We start from the raw sequence: 15,890 nt of genomic DNA, 5'->3' as shown, positions 1-15,890 counted from the left end.
GCACCATCTGGCCGACCGCGAAGCGATGCGAGGGCTTTTCCACGCGTGGGGCCGAAGCGGCTCCTTTTGTGAACCTGATCATGCGGGCAGTTCCTTGTCCTGCCGCAGCGCGGCTTCGAGTTCGGCGTGGTCGATAGCTAGAACCTGGCTGGTCAGCAGGTTGGAAGACCGGGCGGGCAGGTGGATGTAGGTGGCGACGCGCCGATAGGCGATCCACGATATGCCGTCGATCATTTCTTCATCATGGTCGATGTCGTAGTCGCCCGCCGGCTGGATTTCTTCCAAGCCGCCCAAGACAAACGGCTTGTCGAAATGGACCGTCGAGTGTTTGGTGCGCCCGGTCATGGCAAGAGCTCCGCATATGGACGAAAAGCGGAGCAATGCCCCGCTTTTCCCACTTCAATCATGCTCGAGAATGACCAGGTAGACGCTGCCAGTACATCCGTGGTCAGCGTCCTCCAGGTCAAGTCAATCAGAGCAGCTGAAGGTTCGTTGCCGACTCGCGGCCCTTGTTGTCGCGCTCGAGCTCAAAATTCAGCTTCTGGCCTTCGGCTAGGCCGGAGAAGCCAGCACGCTCAAGCGCTGTGACATGGACGAAAACGTCCTTGCCGCCGCCGGCCTGTTCGATGAAGCCGAAGCCCTTCTGGCCGTTGTAGAACTTTACGGTGCCAGTGTTCATGTGAGTGTCTTTCGAAAGAGAAAAGTCGTAGCGCCGCAAGTAAAGCCGCGCATTCATAGATCGACGATTTGGAGTGAGTTTGGCGGGTCGAGAACCTCTGACGCCGCGATAGCCAAGCCTGGCCCAAAAAACGATAAGTTACTTATAGCCGTTAATTGCGGTTTATGTAAGCTGTTTTTTGAACGGCAGGTTTTATTTGCCATTTTATTTCGAATTGTGACTTCTATCATGGGTGGCGGAATGCTGATACGCTGCCGGCACTAGCAGAAAATCCGCAGTCGCTTTCCCGCAGGTCCGTATGGCCCTTCGCGGTGGACTGCATTTCCCCATGCGAGGACAAAGCCATGATTTTCACGAGAAGGCCAAAGGCTGCCGCTGTCAAAGTACCCGCGCAGGTTATCAAGCCGGTCAAGCTCACCGCGCGCAAGGACGAGGCAGCGCGGCGCCGCCTGGCCGACACCGACGGGACGCAGCGACGCGTGCTGCAGCTCATGGAAAACAACCGTCTGCTTTGACGGCTGGCGAGGGGAGTTAGCGCCCCTCGCGATACCACATCGCGCCAAACGCCAGCAGCAACAGGCCAAGCCCGAGGAAGCCCCCGAACAGCGGTACGCGCGACACCGACTTCAGCACGCTGTCATTGGTGGTGCGGAAGCCGATCCAGTCGCGGCCGGAAGCTTCGGCGCTGCCGCGCACCGGCACCACGCTTGGCAGCGAAATACCACCGGCAATTCCTGATATGCCGGTCGCTGCAAGCCGGCGAACGTCGCCGCCGGTTGCCTCGGCTGCCGGACGGAGCACGTTTTCGGTCGACACCACGTCGGCGAACTCCGGCGCATTGACCGGTCCGACATGGGCAAGTGCGGTCAGGTCGCCATTGCCGACCTGGTACAGCCCGATCTCGCTGGTCTCGACGCTGCCGGTGAAGATGCCCGGCTCGCTCTTGTTGAGCTGCACATCGAGCGTCTTGCCGGACGGCGTGATGATGCGCGCCGGGCCGGCTTCGTCGCGCATGGTCTGGCGGCGGATGTCGAGCATCATGCCGCGCCCTTCCGCMGTCAGSCGCTCTTCYTCGAGTTCGGGYTCCTTCATCAGCCAATGGGCGATGCGGCGATAAAGCGAGACATGCGGGCCGCCGCCCTCATAACCGCGCGCCCAGAGCCAACCCTGGTCGGACAGGAACATGCCGACGCGGCCTTCGCCCTTGCGGTCGAGCAGCAGCAGCGGCCTGTCGTCCGCGCCCTTCATCACCACTTCGCCTTCCGGCTGCTCGATGCCGATCTGGCGGAACCAGCGGCTCCAGCGCGGTGGCTCGCTTGCCGAGCCTTCGAGGCCGCGTGTCACCGGGTGGCGCTGGCCGATGTCGGTCAGGCGCGGATAAAACGGCTTTTCGATCACGTCGCCATTGGGCATGGCAGGCAAGGCCGAGATCAGCGGCGTGTTGGCGATCGAATGCTCGCCGGCATATTCGGGGCCGGCGGCGATCAAAAGCGCGCCGCCCTTTTCGACATATTCGGCGATGTAGTCGTAATAGAGCAGCGGCAGCACGTCGCGGTGCTGATAGCGGTCGAAGATGATCAGGTCGAAGTCGTTGATGCGCTCGACAAACAGCTCGCGCGTCGGGAAKGCGATCAGCGACAGCTCGTTGATGGGCGTGCCGTCCTGCTTTTCCGGCGGCCGCAGGATGGTGAAGTGCACAAGGTCGACGGAGGCGTCCGACTTCAGCAGGTTGCGCCAGGTGCGCTCGCCGGCATGCGGTTCGCCGGAGACCAGAAGCACACGCAAATTCTCGCGGATGCCGTCGACAAGTGCGATCGCCTTGTTGTTGGTGTCGGTCAGTTCGCCCGGCACGGGGGCGATCGACAGCTCGACGATGTTGCGTCCGGCGCTGGGGATGGTGATCTGCAGCGGCATTTCCTGGCCGATGAAGGCGCGCTGCACTGAAACCTGATTGCCGTTGATCGATACGCGCACGTCGACCGCGCCGGCCTCGCCGCCGGTGTCGATCACCCGGTAGCTCATGTCGAGCGGCTTGCCGACGATGCCGAAGCGCTGGGCCTGCTCGAAACGGATGCGGCGGTCCCTTTCATTTGCCTGGCCGGTAATCAGCGCATGCAACGGCGCATTGATGAGGGGGGCTTGGGGAACATCGTGCACCTGACCGTCGGTGATCATCACCGCGCCGCCGATACGCGACGGCGGTACGTCGTGAAACGCACTTTCAAGTCCTGCAAACAGTCGCGTTTCGGTGCGGTCGTCGCTACGTCCGGCCTCGACCACGCGCACTTCGAACTGACGGAAGCGTGCCAGCCGTTCCTTCAGGCCCTCGACCGCGGCGTTGGTCTGCGCGGTGCGGTCGCCGATGTCCTGGCTCTGGCTGCGGTCGACGATCAGGGCGACCACGCTTTTCAGCGGTTCACGCTCTTCATCGAGGATGACGGGATTGGCTAGTGCCAGGCCGAGTGCTGCAAGCGCCACCAGCCGCAGCCATCCGCCGCGCTGGCGAAACCACAGGCCGGCGAGTGCAAGCAGTGCGAGCGGAGCGAGTAGCGCCGCGAGCAACGGCCACGACAACAGGGGTTCGAATGCGACGGACCAGTTCATGCTACTGCCCCAGCCGTTCGAGCAGCGCAGGCACGTGCACTTGGTCGGATTTGTAGTTGYCGGTCAGCATGTACATGATGATGTTGACGCCGGCCCTGAGCGCGTAAATCCGCTGCATTGGATCGGACGGCACGGTCGGCAGCATCGGGTCGCCGTTTTCGTCGACCGCCCAGGCCCCGGCAAAATCATTGGCGGTGATCATGATCGGCGTGACGCCGTCGCCGGTGCGTACCGGGCGGTTGTCGGTGTTTTCAGCGTCCAGCGAGGCCTCGACCCAGAGCGGGCTGCCATTGAAGCGGCCGGGAAACTCGGGAAGGATGAAAAATGCCTTGGTCAGCACGTGATCTGCCGGCACCGGCTCCAGTGGCGGCACGTTGAGATTGGCGAGGATATCGCGCAGCCGCTCGGTGGCGGGGCTCGTCGAATCCGCGCCAATGCCATTGGAGAACTGGTCGCGCGTGTCGAACAGCACGGTCCCGCCTTCCTTCATATACTGATCGATACGCGCAATCGCCGCCTCGCTCGGCATGGGAGCAGCCTGATCGATCGGCCAGTAGATCAGCGGGTAGAAGGCGAGTTCGTCCTTGGCGATGTCGACACCTGCCGGCTCGCCCGGCTCGAGTGCTGTCTTTTCGATCAGGAACTGGGTCAGGCCGGCGATGCCGGCGCGGCTGATCGCATCGACCGAGGCTTCGCCGGTCAGCACATAGGCGATGCGCGTCTTGGAGATGGCGTCGATTGCCTGGATGTCGCCGGGCTTGGAATCCTGCGCGGATGCGAGTGGCACGAACACCAAGAGCGAGGATGCCACGATCAATGCGACCATCGCGGCGGTTGCTGCTTGTGTCGCGCGACGTCGCCGGGCAAACATCCCCCCAAGCCACAGCACGATCAGGCCATCGATCAAAAGCAGAACCGCTGCCAGCACGAGCAAGGGCGCTTTCATGTCGCGCGACTCGTCAAGCGCGTAATCTTCGGACAGCACCGGGACCGATATCTCAGGCCTTTGCAGCGGATCGAGCACGGCGTCGGCCTCCAACAAATTATGGGCGAATATGCCTTGCTCCGAACCATACATTCCCGGTGGATTGTCGAGCGTGACGGCCGGCACGTGGCCACCGCCAACCTGCAATGGCTTGGTGTCGCCGTCAGGAGGCACAAGATAGCCATCCGCGCCAATCATCCGATATGGTGCGAGCGAAGCCACTGGCGAGTCAGAGCGCGTTCCAGCAGCTCCCTGATTTCTCGACAGTTGCACGATCCGGCGCAGCATTTCGACGAAACTGCCCGAAATCGGCAGGTTCGACCAGGTCGCCGCTGGTGCGATGTGGAACAAAACCACCATGCCCTTGCCGCGTCTGTCAGCGGTGACGAGCGGGGTTCCATCCGCGAGAGCCGCCCACGTCTTGTCGACCAGATCAGGTGTTGGTTCAGCCAGGACCTGCCTGCTGACGGTCACCTCGGAAGGAGCAGGAAGATCGGCAAACGGACCTGTCGATGGAAACTGGGCCACGGCCTGCGGTTCGGTCCATGACAAGGAACCGCCGAGCAGGCGTTGGCCAAGCCTCAGGCTGACCGGCAGCAAGTCGGGATCGTTGCCTGCGGTGATCAGCCTTGAGCTGGCGAAGCGAACAAGCGTGCCGCCATCGTCCATCCACTTGATCAGTGGCGCGCGAACACTTTCGGGAATCGTTCCGACGTCGCCCATCACGATCACGGCGGGCTTTTGCGCTAGAAGGTCCGGTATGGCCTCGATCAAGTCAGGGCTGGCCGGTTCCACCAGATCCGCGAACGGTTCGAGCGCGCGCCTGATGTAATAAAGCGGCGACAGCAGCAGCCGCGATTGGTCGACCGGTGTCTGGGAAAGCAGTCCAACTCGCCGCCGCTTGGCGTTCTCGTCCAGCACGCGGAGGGAACCGGCATGCCTCTGCCCGTCAAGGGCGATCCAGGAGAAGTCGTTGCGCAGCTCGAACGGCACGACGATCTCACCGGTGGCCCTAGTGTCGCCGGGGCGGAATGTGATCTCCGCATCGCCAATCCTGCGCGCCTTGTCGTCAAAGACCCCTGCGGTCAAATAGGCGGGCGCGGGGGTCGGTGCGCGAATGGCCGTGATCGTGAAACGGTCGACTTCATTATTGGCAGCCGCGAGCGCGACGGTATCGAGCCGCGTCGGCTGTACCCACACCACATTGCGCGGGTTCTGGCCCAGCAAAGTCGCAAACGAGGTCTGATCGTCCTTTGCGACCAGCCCGTCCGTAAGGATGGCGACCGTTGCTCCCGGCAATTCCTTGAGCGCGTTGGCGACGCGGGCATAGACCGCTGGCCGATCGGTGGGCACGGGCCTTGGCTTGATGGCGTTGAGCCGCTCGCGCGCTTCCCTTGCGCTATAGGGGCCGATCTGGCTGTTCGGCATTTCCGCGGTAAAGGCCAGCAGGATGGGAGCTTGATTGGCCTCGGCATCCTTGATCATCCGCTCGGCGGTAGCGATCCGCACGCTCCAGTCGGGGGCACTTGTCCACCCGTTGTCGATCACCAAAGCCAGCGCCGTTTCGCTGGTCAAGATCTTCTCGCGCGGATTGAAGATCGGTTCAGCCAGCGCAAGAACCACCAGTGCCGCCATCAAAAGGCGCAGCAGCGTCAGCCACCACGGGCTTTGGCGCGGCGTCTCTTCTTTCTTGAACACCCGCGCCAGAATCTTCAGCGGCGGAAAGATCTCGGCCTGCGGCTTGGGCGGGGTCAGCCTCAGCAGCCACCAGATGACAGGCAGCGCCAAAAGGCCCCAGAGAACCGCCGGAAATCCGAACGAAAGCGGCAGCCAGCTCATCGGCGCCCTCCCGGTCCGTGACCTTCGGCGGTCAGCGCCAGATGCACATGCACCAGCGCTTCGGAGGCGAGGTGGTCGGTGTGATTGACCGTGTAGCTCCAGCCGAGACGCTTGCACCAGGCGGCGAGTTCTTCGCGCCGGGCCGAATAAAGGTTGCGATAGTCATCGGCCAGTTGCTCGGCGCGCCCGGCGGTCAGCTTGTCGCCGGTCTCGGGGTCGGTGAATTCGGTGCGGCCGGAATAGGGGAAATTCTCTTCGGCGGGGTCGGCCACCTCGATCAGATGAGCGCGGGCACCGTGACGGACCAGCGTGTCGAGCCAGGCCATGGTCTCTTCGACCGGGTCGAGGAAATCACCGACAATGACGATGTCGGAAAAGCGGCGGACGCTCGAAAGATCGGGCCGCCCCGGCAGCGAAACCGCCTGGGCGAGATGCGAGCCGAGCCGCTCGGCGCCGTTGCGGGCGCTGAACGGGTCGGTCAGGCCGGGCCAGGCGATGCGTTCACCGCTGCGCGACAATAGCTCGGCCAGCGCAAAGACCAAAACCAGCGCGCGCGAATCTTTCGACACGGTCGCAGTCTTTGATTTGTAGAGCATCGATGGCGACAGGTCCGCCCACAGCCAGACGGTGTGGGCCGCTTCCCATTCGCGGTCGCGGATATAGGTATGGTCGTCGCGGGCCGAGCGGCGCCAGTCGATGCGGGCCATCGACTCGCCCGGGGCATAAGGTCGGAACTGCCAGAAATTCTCGCCGATGCCGCGCTTCTTGCGGCCATGCCAGCCAGCGATCACCGTATTGACGATGCGGCGGGCCTCGACCAACAGGTCAGGCACCAGCGAAGCGCGCAGCCTGCCACGGGCAAGCGCATCGCTGGTCGCAACCGGTGCTGAGGCCTCGCCGATGCGCGCCATCAGATTTCCTTGGCTAGTCTGGCCACCACGTCGCGGACCGTCATGCCTTCGGCGCGGGCGGCAAAGCTCAGCGCCATGCGGTGCTGCAGAACCGGCTCGGCCAGTGCGCGGATGTCGTCGATCGACGGTGCAAGCCGCCCGTCATAAAGCGCGCGCGCCCTGGCACATAATGTCAGTGCCTGGCTGGCGCGTGGACCGGGGCCCCAGGAGACGTGCTTGTCGGTCTCGGCATTGCCTTGGCCAGGTCGCGCCGAACGCACCAGCTTGAGGATCGCTTCGACCACGCTCTCGGACACCGGCATGCGCCGGATCAGCTGCTGGATATCCTTCAGCCGCTCGGGGTCGAGCACGTTCTGCGCCCTGGCATTTTCGATGCCGGTGGTCTCCAGAAGGATACGCCGCTCGGCGTCGATGTCGGGATAGAGGATGTCGATCTGCATCAGGAAGCGATCGAGCTGGGCTTCGGGCAACGGGTAGGTGCCTTCCTGCTCCAGCGGGTTCTGGGTCGCCAGCACGTGGAACGGGGCGGGCAGGTCGTAGCGCTCGCCGGCAACGGTGATGTGATATTCCTGCATCGACTGCAAAAGTGCTGACTGCGTGCGCGGGCTGGCGCGGTTGATCTCGTCGGCCATGAGAAGCTGGGCGAAGATCGGTCCCGGAATGAAGCGGAAAGAGCGCTTGCCCTGTTCGTCCTGCTCCATCACCTCGGAGCCGAGGATATCCGACGGCATCAGGTCGGGCGTGAACTGGATGCGGCCCGAATCGAGACCCAAAACGATACCGAGCGTTTCAACGAGCTTGGTCTTGGCGAGGCCGGGCACGCCGACCAGCAGCGCATGGCCGCCGGCCAAAAGCGCCACCAATGTGCGTTCGATCACGCTTTCCTGGCCGAAGATGACGCGGCCGACCCCGGCGCGGATCTTGGCGATGTCGGCGAGCGCGCGTTCGGCCGCGGCGATCATCTCGGCCTCGGTCATTGCGGTTTCCTTGATCATCACGCTCATATGGGCCGGATCCTTCTTCTGGCGCCTGGGCTTTGAAATCGAAAGCGATTCTCTGGCCACCGATGCGCAAACTCAAAATGCTACAGCGTGCCTCTCGCGTCCATCCGGGCGCGCCGCCATAGTCGGTAAATCTGCCCTGGATCCTTGCCCTTCGGTCCGGTGCGCCGTCCATTCGGACGTGGCGGCCTGCTGCCCAATCCCCTGAGGTCAAAACGATCCTGGGCGTCGCGATTTCCCTGCCTGCATCTTGACCCCACATATTGGTTGGCCAAGTCTTCGCGTTGAACTTAAATCACCCGCCTATGCTGACAAGCGCAACAACAGTGACTATTTCGTGACCATGACCGGCGACCTGGACCATCAAAGTGAAGCGAAATCGGAGCACGGACTAACCCGTGCTGGCGACACGGCGGGCCTGGAAGCGCTGATCTCGCGCGCCGCCCGCGCCGGCAAGGGCCTGCCGCCAGTCGAACGTTGGAACCCTGATTTTTGCGGTGATCTCGACATGGAGATCAGGCCCGACGGCACCTGGTTCTATCTGGGTACGCCGATCGGCCGCATGCCTCTGGTGCAGCTGTTTTCCACCGTCCTGCGCAAGGACGAAGACGGCAAGACCTACCTCGTCACCCCGGTTGAAAAGGTCGGCATCCGCGTCGTCGATGCGCATTTCGTCGCCGTCGAGATGAATGTTGCGGGCGAGGGTGCCGAGCAGGTGCTGACCTTCCGCACCAATGTCGGCGATGTCGTTGAAGCCGGGCCCGAGCACCCGTTGCGTTTTGTTGACGAAGAAGAGACCGGTGGCCTCAAACCCTATCTGCTGGTGCGCGGTCGGCTCGAGGCGCTGGTGGCGCGGCCGGTTATGTACGAGCTTGTCGAATATGGCGAACGCATCGAAATCTCAGGTCAGGCGATGTTTTGCATTCGCTCGAAGGGTGGGGTCTATCCTGTTATGCCATGGGACAGGCTGGAGCGGCTGAGCGCGTGATGGTTCATTCCCCGGCAGCGCATTATTCGGCGCAGGATTTTCGCCAGCGCGCGGCACAGGAGCATCTCAACGGTGCTTTTGCCGACTATGGCGACCATGTGCTCAATCCTGACCTGCGCAACATGATCGTGCACGACCGGCTGCGCGACGCCGCCGTGCTCATCCCGGTGGTGGATCACGGCGATGCCTCGACCGTCATCCTCACCAAACGGGCGGAAAAGCTGAAAAGCCATTCCGGCCAGATCGCCTTTCCCGGTGGTCGCATCGACCCAACCGACGCTTCGCCGGAAGCGGCCGCACTGCGCGAGACATCAGAGGAAATCGGGCTAACCCAGGATTATATCGATGTTATCGGGCGCCTGCCCGACTATGTCACCGGCAGTGGCTATCGCATTGCCCCGGTGCTCGGCATCGTCCGCCCCGGCTTTCATCTCAGTCTCAACGCGGACGAGGTCGACGATATCTTCGAGGTTCCACTCGGTTTCCTGATGGACCCGGCCAACCACGACCGCGCCAGCCGCACCTGGCAGGACCAGGAGCGCTTCTTCTACGCCATGCCCTATGAAGAGCGATACATCTGGGGTGTCACCGCCGGCATCATCCGCGCGCTCTATGAAAGGCTCTACACATGAGCACCTCGATCGCCGGACAGGCTGAATGGCTCAACGATCCGCTGCTGCAGAAGCTGCTTGCGGCCCTCAATGCCGATGGCGAAGAGGCGCGCATTGCCGGCGGTGCGGTGCGCAACGCGCTGCTGGGCGAGCCAGTGGCCGATGTCGACATTGCCACCACCAATTTGCCAGACGGGACCGTGCGCCGCGCCGAAGCGGCCGGGTTCAAGGCCGTTCCCACAGGTGCTGAGCATGGCACAATCACGGTCATTGCCGGCGGCAAGCCGTTCGAGGTCACCACCTTGCGCGCCGATGTCGAGACTGACGGGCGTCACGCCAAGGTTTTGTTTGGTCGCGACTGGAAGGCGGACGCCGAGCGGCGCGACTTCACCATCAACGCGTTATACGCCAAGGCCGACGGCACAGTTGTCGATCTGGTCGGCGGGCTTGCCGATCTTAAAAGCCGGACGCTGCGCTTCATCGGCGATGCCGAAACCCGCATCCGCGAGGATTATCTGCGCATCCTGCGTTTTTTCCGCTTCTTCGCCTGGTACGGCAAGGGCCGTCCCGATGCCGAAGGCCTCAAGGCTTGCGCACGGCTGAAAGACGGGCTTTCCCGCCTTTCCGCCGAACGTGTCTGGTCGGAACTCAAGAAGCTGCTTTCGGCTCCCGATCCCTCGCGCGCGCTTCTGTGGATGCGCCAGGCCGGCGTGCTCACCGCAGCGCTGCCCGAAAGTGAAAAATGGGGCATCGACGCCATCCATGCGTTGGTTCGGGCCGAGGGCGATCTCGGCTGGACCGTCGATCCGTTGTTGCGGCTTGAAGCGATCGTGCCGCCTGATGCGGCGCGCATGAAGACACTCGGCGACCGTCTCAGGCTTTCCAACGCCGAGACCGACAGGCTGGTCCAGTGGGGGGCGACTTCGAAGGTCGAGCCGACCGTCACCGAAGGCGAACTTGCCAAGCGGCTTTATCGCGGCAGCGTCGAAGGCATCATGGATCGCCTGCGCCTTGATCTCGCCTCGGCACGTGGCAGGGCGGAGCAGGACGACAAGGCGCTTATTGAAGCCGGTGGCTTCTATCGCCTGCTGAGTTTCGCTGGAAAATGGCAAAAGCCTGCGTTTCCGCTGCGCGGCGGCGATGTCGCAGCGCTCGGCGTCGAGGGTGCCGCACTTGGCTCGCTGCTCAAGGCTCTGGAGGTCGAGTGGATCGACAGCGGTTTTTCGCTGGATCGCGACGCGCTRCTCGAGCGCGCCGCCGATAGGCTGAAAGCCTGATTCAGGCCGCGCTGCGGACCTTTTCGATACGCGAGCGGATCGCCTCGATCATCGTCTCGCGAATGATGGTTTCGCCATGCGTCTCGCGCAAATGTTCGGCCGCGCGGCGGATGATCTCGGCTTCGTCCTCGTGCCGGGTATGCCACTGGCAGCCGGGGACAAGCGACCCGCATTGAAATTCCTTCATCGGATGTCTCCTTTCCTCCCTCCGTTGAGAGGTGAACTATAACACGCAATATGGCGATTGGTTGCCGCTGCGGGCAGGGCGATGCCCAATTCGGCGTGAAGGGGCATTTTGCCTTGGGAAAATTCTTTTGAGGTCAGCGCCTTAGGAGAAATTTCTGCGAAACCGATTCCATTTGGGCCAGCACTTTCCAGAACGAGAAAAGGGCGGAACCACGTGTACCGCCCTTTTTGGAAAATGGACGCGGAAAGCCCCGCTACTTCATCATTTTTACCGATTCCGCGACCTTGTTCTTTCCGCTCATGTCCCACATGACGGAGACCTTCTCGCCGGCCTYCAGGCCCGGATCCTTGAATGTCTTGGGGAGCATGTAAGTTGTGCCGTCGGCCATTGTCAGGCTCATCGCCTTCATGTCGACGGTCTTGATCGTGCCGTCCGTATGCTGGGCGGCGGCGAAGGCTATGGCAGAGGTTGCGAGAACGGCAGCTGCTATTGCAGGAACAAGAAGTTTGCGCATGGCATGTTCTCCGACGAATGCGGGTGCCGCAAGCGCAGAACCCGCTGTGGTGAAAGGCCGTCCGGTCACGTCGGGTCGCGGCGCAGCAAGGCAGCCGCCGGCATTTCCCGGCCCCAGCGATAGAAATAGCTTCGCTCCACCAGGCGGCTATTAGACGAAAAACATATTCCAAAACGGCAACTTAGCCGCAATCGGCGCCAAGATTTCTCTTTGTGGCGTCGATTGTGACGAGGTCGAACCTTACGAAAAAGTAACAAACAAGCGGCTTGCGCCTATTCGCCGAACTTCTTCTTCGGCTTGTACACCTTTGCGGCACCCGTGGGCTTGTCGCCGGAACGCTTTTCGAAGGGTTTTTTCTCGTAGGGCTTCTTCTCGAAGGCCTTCTTCTTGAAGGGCGGCTTGTCGGACGGGTCGTACTGGCCCTTGCGGTGCTGCTTCTTGGCCTCGCTGCTGCCAGGCGCGCCCGCAAGCCGCTTGATGTCGACGCCCTTTTCGCCGCTGCCGTTCTGTTCGACGGTGCGGGCGTAGTTGTCGGCGCGGTTGGCCACGACTTCGAAATGCGATTCGGTATCAAAAATGCGGATCGAGCCGATTTCGGTTTTGGTCACATGGCCTGCCTTGCACAGCAGAGGCAGCAGCCAGCGTGGCTCGGCGCGTTGCTTGCGGCCGACCGACACGGAGAACCACACACCGTCGGTGAAGCGGTTGTCGGGACGTTCGGCCTTGGCCGAGTCGAAGGCCGGGATAGGGCGGTCCGAAAGCTCTTCAGCTGCCGGACGCGACGCCATCTGCTGGCGCAGCCAGGCAAGCGCGATTGCTTCGGGCGAGTGCGCGGCGAGGATTTCTGCGACCTGAACTGCCTCGTCCTCGGCCGGTGCTTCGGCGTTGGCAAGCTCGGCCAGCATGCGCTCGCGGTTGCGTGCGTCGATCTCGGCCGGTCCGGGTGCGGACTGCGTCGTTGCCTCGAGCTTGGCCAGCTTGAGCAGGCGGGCAGCGCTGCCGCGACGGTGGAACGGCACGATCAGCACGCACACGCCCTTGCGTCCGGCGCGGCCGGTGCGGCCCGAACGGTGAAGGAGGGTGTCCGGATTGGTCGGCAGGTCGGCATGGATGACGARGTCGAGATTGGGCAGGTCGATGCCGCGGGCGGCGACGTCGGTCGCCACGCAGACGCGGGCACGGCCGTCACGCATCGATTGCAGCGCGTTGTTGCGCTCGGCCTGGCTCAGTTCGCCCGACAGCGCCACAACGGCAAAGCCACGATTGGCGAGCCGTGCCGAGAAATGCTTGACCGCTTCGCGCGTCGCACAGAACACCATGGTGCTTTGCGCGTCGAAATAAAGCAGCGTGTTGATGATGGCGTTCTCGCGCTCCGGGGGAGCAACAAGAACCATGCGGTATTCGATGTCGTCGTGCTGGCGGCTTTCTCCGGCTGCGGTGATACGCAGCGCGTTGCGCTGGAAGCGCTTGGCCATCTGGGCGATCTGCGGCGGCACGGTTGCCGAAAACAAAAGCGTACGGCGTTCCTGCGGTGCGGCGGCGAGGATGAATTCGAGGTCTTCGCGGAAGCCGAGGTCGAGCATCTCGTCGGCCTCGTCGAGGACGACGGCGCGCAGGCCCGAAATATCGAGCGAGCCGCGGGTGATGTGGTCGCGCAGGCGGCCAGGCGTACCGACGACGATGTCACAACCGTCATTGAGCGCGCGGCGTTCCTTGCTCATGTCCATGCCGCCAACGCACGAAGCGATGCGGGCGCCGGTTGCGGCATAAAGCCATTCGAACTCGCGGCGCACCTGGATGGCGAGCTCGCGGGTCGGCGCGATGATCATCGCGCTTGGGGCGCCGGCGCGGTCGAAGCGCTCGCGGCCGTTGAGCAGTGTTGGCGCAATGGCGATACCGAAGGCCACCGTCTTGCCCGAGCCGGTCTGCGCCGAGACCAGAAGGTCGACGCCGTCGGCCTCCGGTGCCAGCACAGAGGACTGCACGGGGGTGAGCGTTTCGTAGCCACGCGCGGCGAGCGCCCCGGCCAGCGCCGGAACCATGTTGTCGAAAATCGTCACAAAAATCTTCCAATGAGAGCAAGGCCCGTCACATGTGGACGAGGGCCAAGGAAAGCGGGCTCTCTAAAGGTTTGCTGCCCGCGCGTCAATGCGACGGCGGGCAGGGCAGCCATGCATAGAGGTCAGGGCCACCTGACCTCGGGCGGCATGCTCGACAGGATCGAGGCGATGTTGCCGCCGGTCTTCAGCCCGAAGATCGTGCCGCGATCGTAGAGCAGGTTGAACTCGACATAACGGCCGCGTCGCACCAGCTGTTCGTCACGGTCGCCATCGGTCCAGTTGGTGTTGAAGTTCTGTCGCACCAGATGCTGGTAGGTGACCAGGAAAGCGCGGCCGACGTCCTGGACGAAACGGAAGTCGGCGTCCCAGCCGCCCTTTTCCTCCGGCGAGTGCTGCCAGTCGAAGAAGATGCCGCCGGTGCCGCGCGGCTCGTTGCGGTGCGGCAGGAAGAAATACTCGTCGCACCAATCCTTGTATTTCCGATGGTCTGCGACATTGGCGTGCTTGGAGCAGGCAAACTGCATCGCCTTGTGGAAGGCGACGGTGTCGGGGTCTTCCTGCGTGCGCCTGCGGTCGAGAACCGGCGTCAGGTCAGCACCACCGCCAAACCACCAGCGCGAGGTCGCCACCATGCGCGTGTTCATGTGCACGGCTGGCACGTTGGGGTTCTGCGGATGCGCGATCAGCGAAATGCCGCTGGCCCAGAAGCGGGGGTCTTCCTCGGCGCCGGGCATCTGCTTGCGGAATTCGGGCGAGAACTCGCCATGCACCGTCGAGGTGTGCACGCCGACCTTCTCGAACACCCGGCCATGCATCATCGACATGACGCCGCCGCCGCCCTTGCCTTCGTCGCGCTGCCACGGCGTGCGCTCGAAGCGCCCCGGTGCCCACGAGGCCAGCGGTCCTTGTACCTGGTCTTCCAGCGCCTCGAAGGCGAGGCAGATGCGATCGCGCAATTCCTCGAACCAGGCGCTGGCGCGCATTTTCCTGTCTTCGATGTCCGCCGGAAGTCCGGCTGGTATTTCGGGACGCTGCAATTTTGGCTCCGCACAAATGACTCGTAATTGTCCGGCGCGATCCCTAATCTCCTTCTCGTAAGGGTCAAGGAGTTCTTTATGGGCACCCCGAGCCGACCGCCGCTCGATGACCTCGCAAAAAGGCTCCAGCGCAGCCGGGCCGAACGGGAACGCAGGCCGCGCGACGGGTTCTTGCGCGAGACCTTCGTGTTGCCGCGCAACGACGCGCGACGGAAGGCGCAGGAGTGGTTCTCGCGCTGGCCCAAACAGGCCTATTGGACCGAGATCGAGAGCTGGTTCGAGCGCCCCGGCGACGTCATCGAGTTCACCATCCGCCGCCTGCCGACTTCCGACTAGATTGTTCCTGTGGCGTATCGCGTGGGGGAGCCATGTTCCTGAAAACGATCGCCGAGGATGAGGCCAAGGGCCGCATCGCCGAAATCTACGAGAAGTCCCGCTCGCAGCTGGGCTTTGTCATGGAAGCAACGAAGTGCTTCACCGCGCGCCCGGACCTTTTGCCTGTCTACACCGACTTCAACGACCAGCTGCGCGCCGGCTTTTCGCTTGGCATGCGCGAATGGCGGCTGATCACGCTCATCGCCGCCAAGCAGATCCCGTCGACCTACTGCTCCTATGTCTATGCCAGGCAGCTTACTGCCGAGCTCGGCTCGAAGGAGGCGGTGCTCGGCGTGCAGCAGGATTTCCGCAATGCCGGTCTTTCAGCGCGCGACGTCGAGATGCTGGCCTATGCCGAGCATATCGCCATCGATGCCTCGCAGGTGACTGAGGCCAATATCGACCGGCTACGTGCGCTCGGCTTCACTGACCAGCAGATCTGCGACATCGCGTTGTGCGCTGCCTTCCGCTGTTTTGTCAGCCGCTTCTTCGACGCCGTCGGCGCTGCGCCCGAGGCGGTCTTCATCGATGGCGACGAGGCGTTTCGATCGGCTATGACTGTTGGCCGCAGCTACTGACCAGCTTTGAACGAACCGCCTGTCTCCTATTCCGCCGGAACAAGCAGCCGTCTTGGCCCCGGCCCCTGTCGCGCCAACCTGTCCTCGCGGTTGCGCAGCGGGCATTTGTCGATCGACATGCAGCCGCAGCCGATACAGTCGGTCAGCCCGTCGCGCAGCTTCTTCAATTGCTCGATGCGGTGATCGAGGTCGTGGCGCCAACCCGTTGAAAGCAGACTCCAATCCTCGCGCGTCGGCGTGCGCC

General features: G+C 63.0%; 17 protein-coding genes. 6 read left to right on the top strand and 11 right to left on the bottom strand.

The features are described from left to right. Positions 1-78 precede the first annotated feature (78 nt). Both AC1DUU_RS08320 and AC1DUU_RS08315 read right to left on the bottom strand, forming a co-directional pair. The gene (locus AC1DUU_RS08320; protein WP_476782946.1) at positions 79-345 is read right to left on the bottom strand and encodes a hypothetical protein; all 267 of its coding nucleotides are present in this window, start codon (positions 343-345) and stop codon (positions 79-81) included. Between the two features lie 127 nt (positions 346-472). After that, positions 473-679: a cold-shock protein gene (locus AC1DUU_RS08315; protein WP_476782945.1), complete on the bottom strand. Its 207-nt coding sequence runs from the start codon at positions 677-679 to the stop codon at positions 473-475. A gap of 344 nt (positions 680-1,023) precedes the next feature. On the opposite strand from AC1DUU_RS08315, the gene AC1DUU_RS08310 reads away from it, so the two are divergent. Continuing rightward, positions 1,024-1,194 carry a hypothetical protein gene (locus AC1DUU_RS08310; RefSeq protein WP_476782944.1) on the top strand — a complete coding sequence of 57 codons (171 nt, stop codon included), beginning with the start codon at positions 1,024-1,026 and terminating at the stop codon, positions 1,192-1,194. A gap of 16 nt (positions 1,195-1,210) precedes the next feature. On the opposite strand, the gene AC1DUU_RS08305 is transcribed toward AC1DUU_RS08310, so the two are convergent. From AC1DUU_RS08305 to AC1DUU_RS08290, 4 genes are read right to left on the bottom strand one after another with little or no spacing between them, the layout of a single operon-like run. Next, positions 1,211-3,283: a hypothetical protein gene (locus AC1DUU_RS08305; protein WP_476782943.1), complete on the bottom strand. Its 2,073-nt coding sequence runs from the start codon at positions 3,281-3,283 to the stop codon at positions 1,211-1,213. 1 nt (position 3,284) lies between these two features. Further along, a complete protein-coding gene (locus AC1DUU_RS08300; protein ID WP_476782942.1) occupies positions 3,285-6,107 on the bottom strand; it encodes a DUF4159 domain-containing protein in 2,823 nt (940 codons plus the stop codon). Continuing rightward, positions 6,104-7,018: a DUF58 domain-containing protein gene (locus AC1DUU_RS08295; protein WP_476782941.1), complete on the bottom strand. Its 915-nt coding sequence runs from the start codon at positions 7,016-7,018 to the stop codon at positions 6,104-6,106. The genes AC1DUU_RS08300 and AC1DUU_RS08295 overlap by 4 nt, the downstream gene beginning before the upstream one ends. Continuing rightward, positions 7,018-8,022 carry an AAA family ATPase gene (locus AC1DUU_RS08290; protein ID WP_476782940.1) on the bottom strand — a complete coding sequence of 335 codons (1,005 nt, stop codon included), beginning with the start codon at positions 8,020-8,022 and terminating at the stop codon, positions 7,018-7,020. Before AC1DUU_RS08290 ends, AC1DUU_RS08295 begins: the two co-directional genes overlap by 1 nt. A 340-nt stretch (positions 8,023-8,362) precedes the next feature. Here AC1DUU_RS08290 and AC1DUU_RS08285 point away from each other — a divergent pair, with 340 nt between their 5' ends. The 3 genes from AC1DUU_RS08285 to AC1DUU_RS08275 are packed head-to-tail and all read left to right on the top strand — an operon-like array spanning position 8,363 to position 10,895. Beyond that, positions 8,363-9,007: a DUF1285 domain-containing protein gene (locus AC1DUU_RS08285; protein WP_476782948.1), complete on the top strand. Its 645-nt coding sequence runs from the start codon at positions 8,363-8,365 to the stop codon at positions 9,005-9,007. After that, positions 9,007-9,639 carry a CoA pyrophosphatase gene (locus AC1DUU_RS08280; RefSeq protein ID WP_476782947.1) on the top strand — a complete coding sequence of 211 codons (633 nt, stop codon included), beginning with the start codon at positions 9,007-9,009 and terminating at the stop codon, positions 9,637-9,639. The genes AC1DUU_RS08285 and AC1DUU_RS08280 overlap by 1 nt, the downstream gene beginning before the upstream one ends. Beyond that, the gene (locus tag AC1DUU_RS08275; protein ID WP_476782939.1) at positions 9,636-10,895 is read left to right on the top strand and encodes a CCA tRNA nucleotidyltransferase; all 1,260 of its coding nucleotides are present in this window, start codon (positions 9,636-9,638) and stop codon (positions 10,893-10,895) included. Before AC1DUU_RS08280 ends, AC1DUU_RS08275 begins: the two co-directional genes overlap by 4 nt. 1 nt (position 10,896) lies before the next feature. On the opposite strand, the gene AC1DUU_RS08270 is transcribed toward AC1DUU_RS08275, so the two are convergent. The 4 genes from AC1DUU_RS08270 to hemF all read right to left on the bottom strand — a co-directional run bounded on the left by AC1DUU_RS08270 (position 10,897) and on the right by hemF (position 14,693). Further along, positions 10,897-11,082 (bottom strand): DUF1059 domain-containing protein, encoded by a 186-nt coding sequence (locus AC1DUU_RS08270; protein WP_476782938.1) that lies wholly within the window; start codon positions 11,080-11,082, stop codon positions 10,897-10,899. 253 nt (positions 11,083-11,335) lie between these two features. After that, complete coding sequence (locus AC1DUU_RS08265) at positions 11,336-11,596, bottom strand: DUF1344 domain-containing protein (RefSeq protein ID WP_476782937.1); 261 nt, start codon at positions 11,594-11,596, stop codon at positions 11,336-11,338. Between the two features lie 272 nt (positions 11,597-11,868). After that, a complete protein-coding gene (locus tag AC1DUU_RS08260) occupies positions 11,869-13,656 on the bottom strand; it encodes a DEAD/DEAH box helicase (RefSeq protein WP_476782936.1) in 1,788 nt (595 codons plus the stop codon). Between the two features lie 122 nt (positions 13,657-13,778). Further along, positions 13,779-14,693: an oxygen-dependent coproporphyrinogen oxidase gene (gene hemF / locus AC1DUU_RS08255; protein ID WP_476782935.1), complete on the bottom strand. Its 915-nt coding sequence runs from the start codon at positions 14,691-14,693 to the stop codon at positions 13,779-13,781. Positions 14,694-14,771: 78 nt separating this feature from the next. Here hemF and AC1DUU_RS08250 point away from each other — a divergent pair, with 78 nt between their 5' ends. Both AC1DUU_RS08250 and AC1DUU_RS08245 read left to right on the top strand, forming a co-directional pair. Beyond that, on the top strand, positions 14,772-15,029 hold the full coding sequence (locus AC1DUU_RS08250; RefSeq protein ID WP_476782934.1) for a hypothetical protein: 258 nt from the start codon (positions 14,772-14,774) through the stop codon (positions 15,027-15,029). A gap of 32 nt (positions 15,030-15,061) precedes the next feature. After that, on the top strand, positions 15,062-15,646 hold the full coding sequence (locus tag AC1DUU_RS08245) for a carboxymuconolactone decarboxylase family protein (protein WP_476782933.1): 585 nt from the start codon (positions 15,062-15,064) through the stop codon (positions 15,644-15,646). Between the two features lie 26 nt (positions 15,647-15,672). Here the strand turns inward: AC1DUU_RS08245 and AC1DUU_RS08240 are convergent. After that, a partial coding sequence (locus tag AC1DUU_RS08240; protein ID WP_476782932.1) for a MerR family transcriptional regulator occupies positions 15,673-15,890 on the bottom strand: 218 nt, incomplete at its 5' end.

Source organism: Aminobacter sp. P4_H6_2 (assembly GCF_056400805.1).
Note: the sequence above shows the minus strand (reverse complement) of the source record. Positions and strands in the feature narration are given on the sequence as shown.

Excerpts from the sequence above, each read along its gene's own strand:
- AC1DUU_RS08320 (WP_476782946.1), bottom strand. The coding sequence starts at position 345 with ATGACCGGGCGCACCAAACACTCGACGGTCCATTTCGACAAGCCGTTT.
- AC1DUU_RS08315 (WP_476782945.1), bottom strand. The coding sequence starts at position 679 with ATGAACACTGGCACCGTAAAGTTCTACAACGGCCAGAAGGGCTTCGGC.
- AC1DUU_RS08280 (WP_476782947.1), top strand. The coding sequence starts at position 9,007 with ATGGTTCATTCCCCGGCAGCGCATTATTCGGCGCAGGATTTTCGCCAG.
- AC1DUU_RS08310 (WP_476782944.1), top strand. The coding sequence starts at position 1,024 with ATGATTTTCACGAGAAGGCCAAAGGCTGCCGCTGTCAAAGTACCCGCG.
- AC1DUU_RS08245 (WP_476782933.1), top strand. The coding sequence starts at position 15,062 with ATGTTCCTGAAAACGATCGCCGAGGATGAGGCCAAGGGCCGCATCGCC.
- AC1DUU_RS08285 (WP_476782948.1), top strand. The coding sequence starts at position 8,363 with ATGACCGGCGACCTGGACCATCAAAGTGAAGCGAAATCGGAGCACGGA.
- AC1DUU_RS08290 (WP_476782940.1), bottom strand. The coding sequence starts at position 8,022 with ATGAGCGTGATGATCAAGGAAACCGCAATGACCGAGGCCGAGATGATC.
- AC1DUU_RS08295 (WP_476782941.1), bottom strand. The coding sequence starts at position 7,018 with ATGGCGCGCATCGGCGAGGCCTCAGCACCGGTTGCGACCAGCGATGCG.
- AC1DUU_RS08270 (WP_476782938.1), bottom strand. The coding sequence starts at position 11,082 with ATGAAGGAATTTCAATGCGGGTCGCTTGTCCCCGGCTGCCAGTGGCAT.
- AC1DUU_RS08250 (WP_476782934.1), top strand. The coding sequence starts at position 14,772 with ATGGGCACCCCGAGCCGACCGCCGCTCGATGACCTCGCAAAAAGGCTC.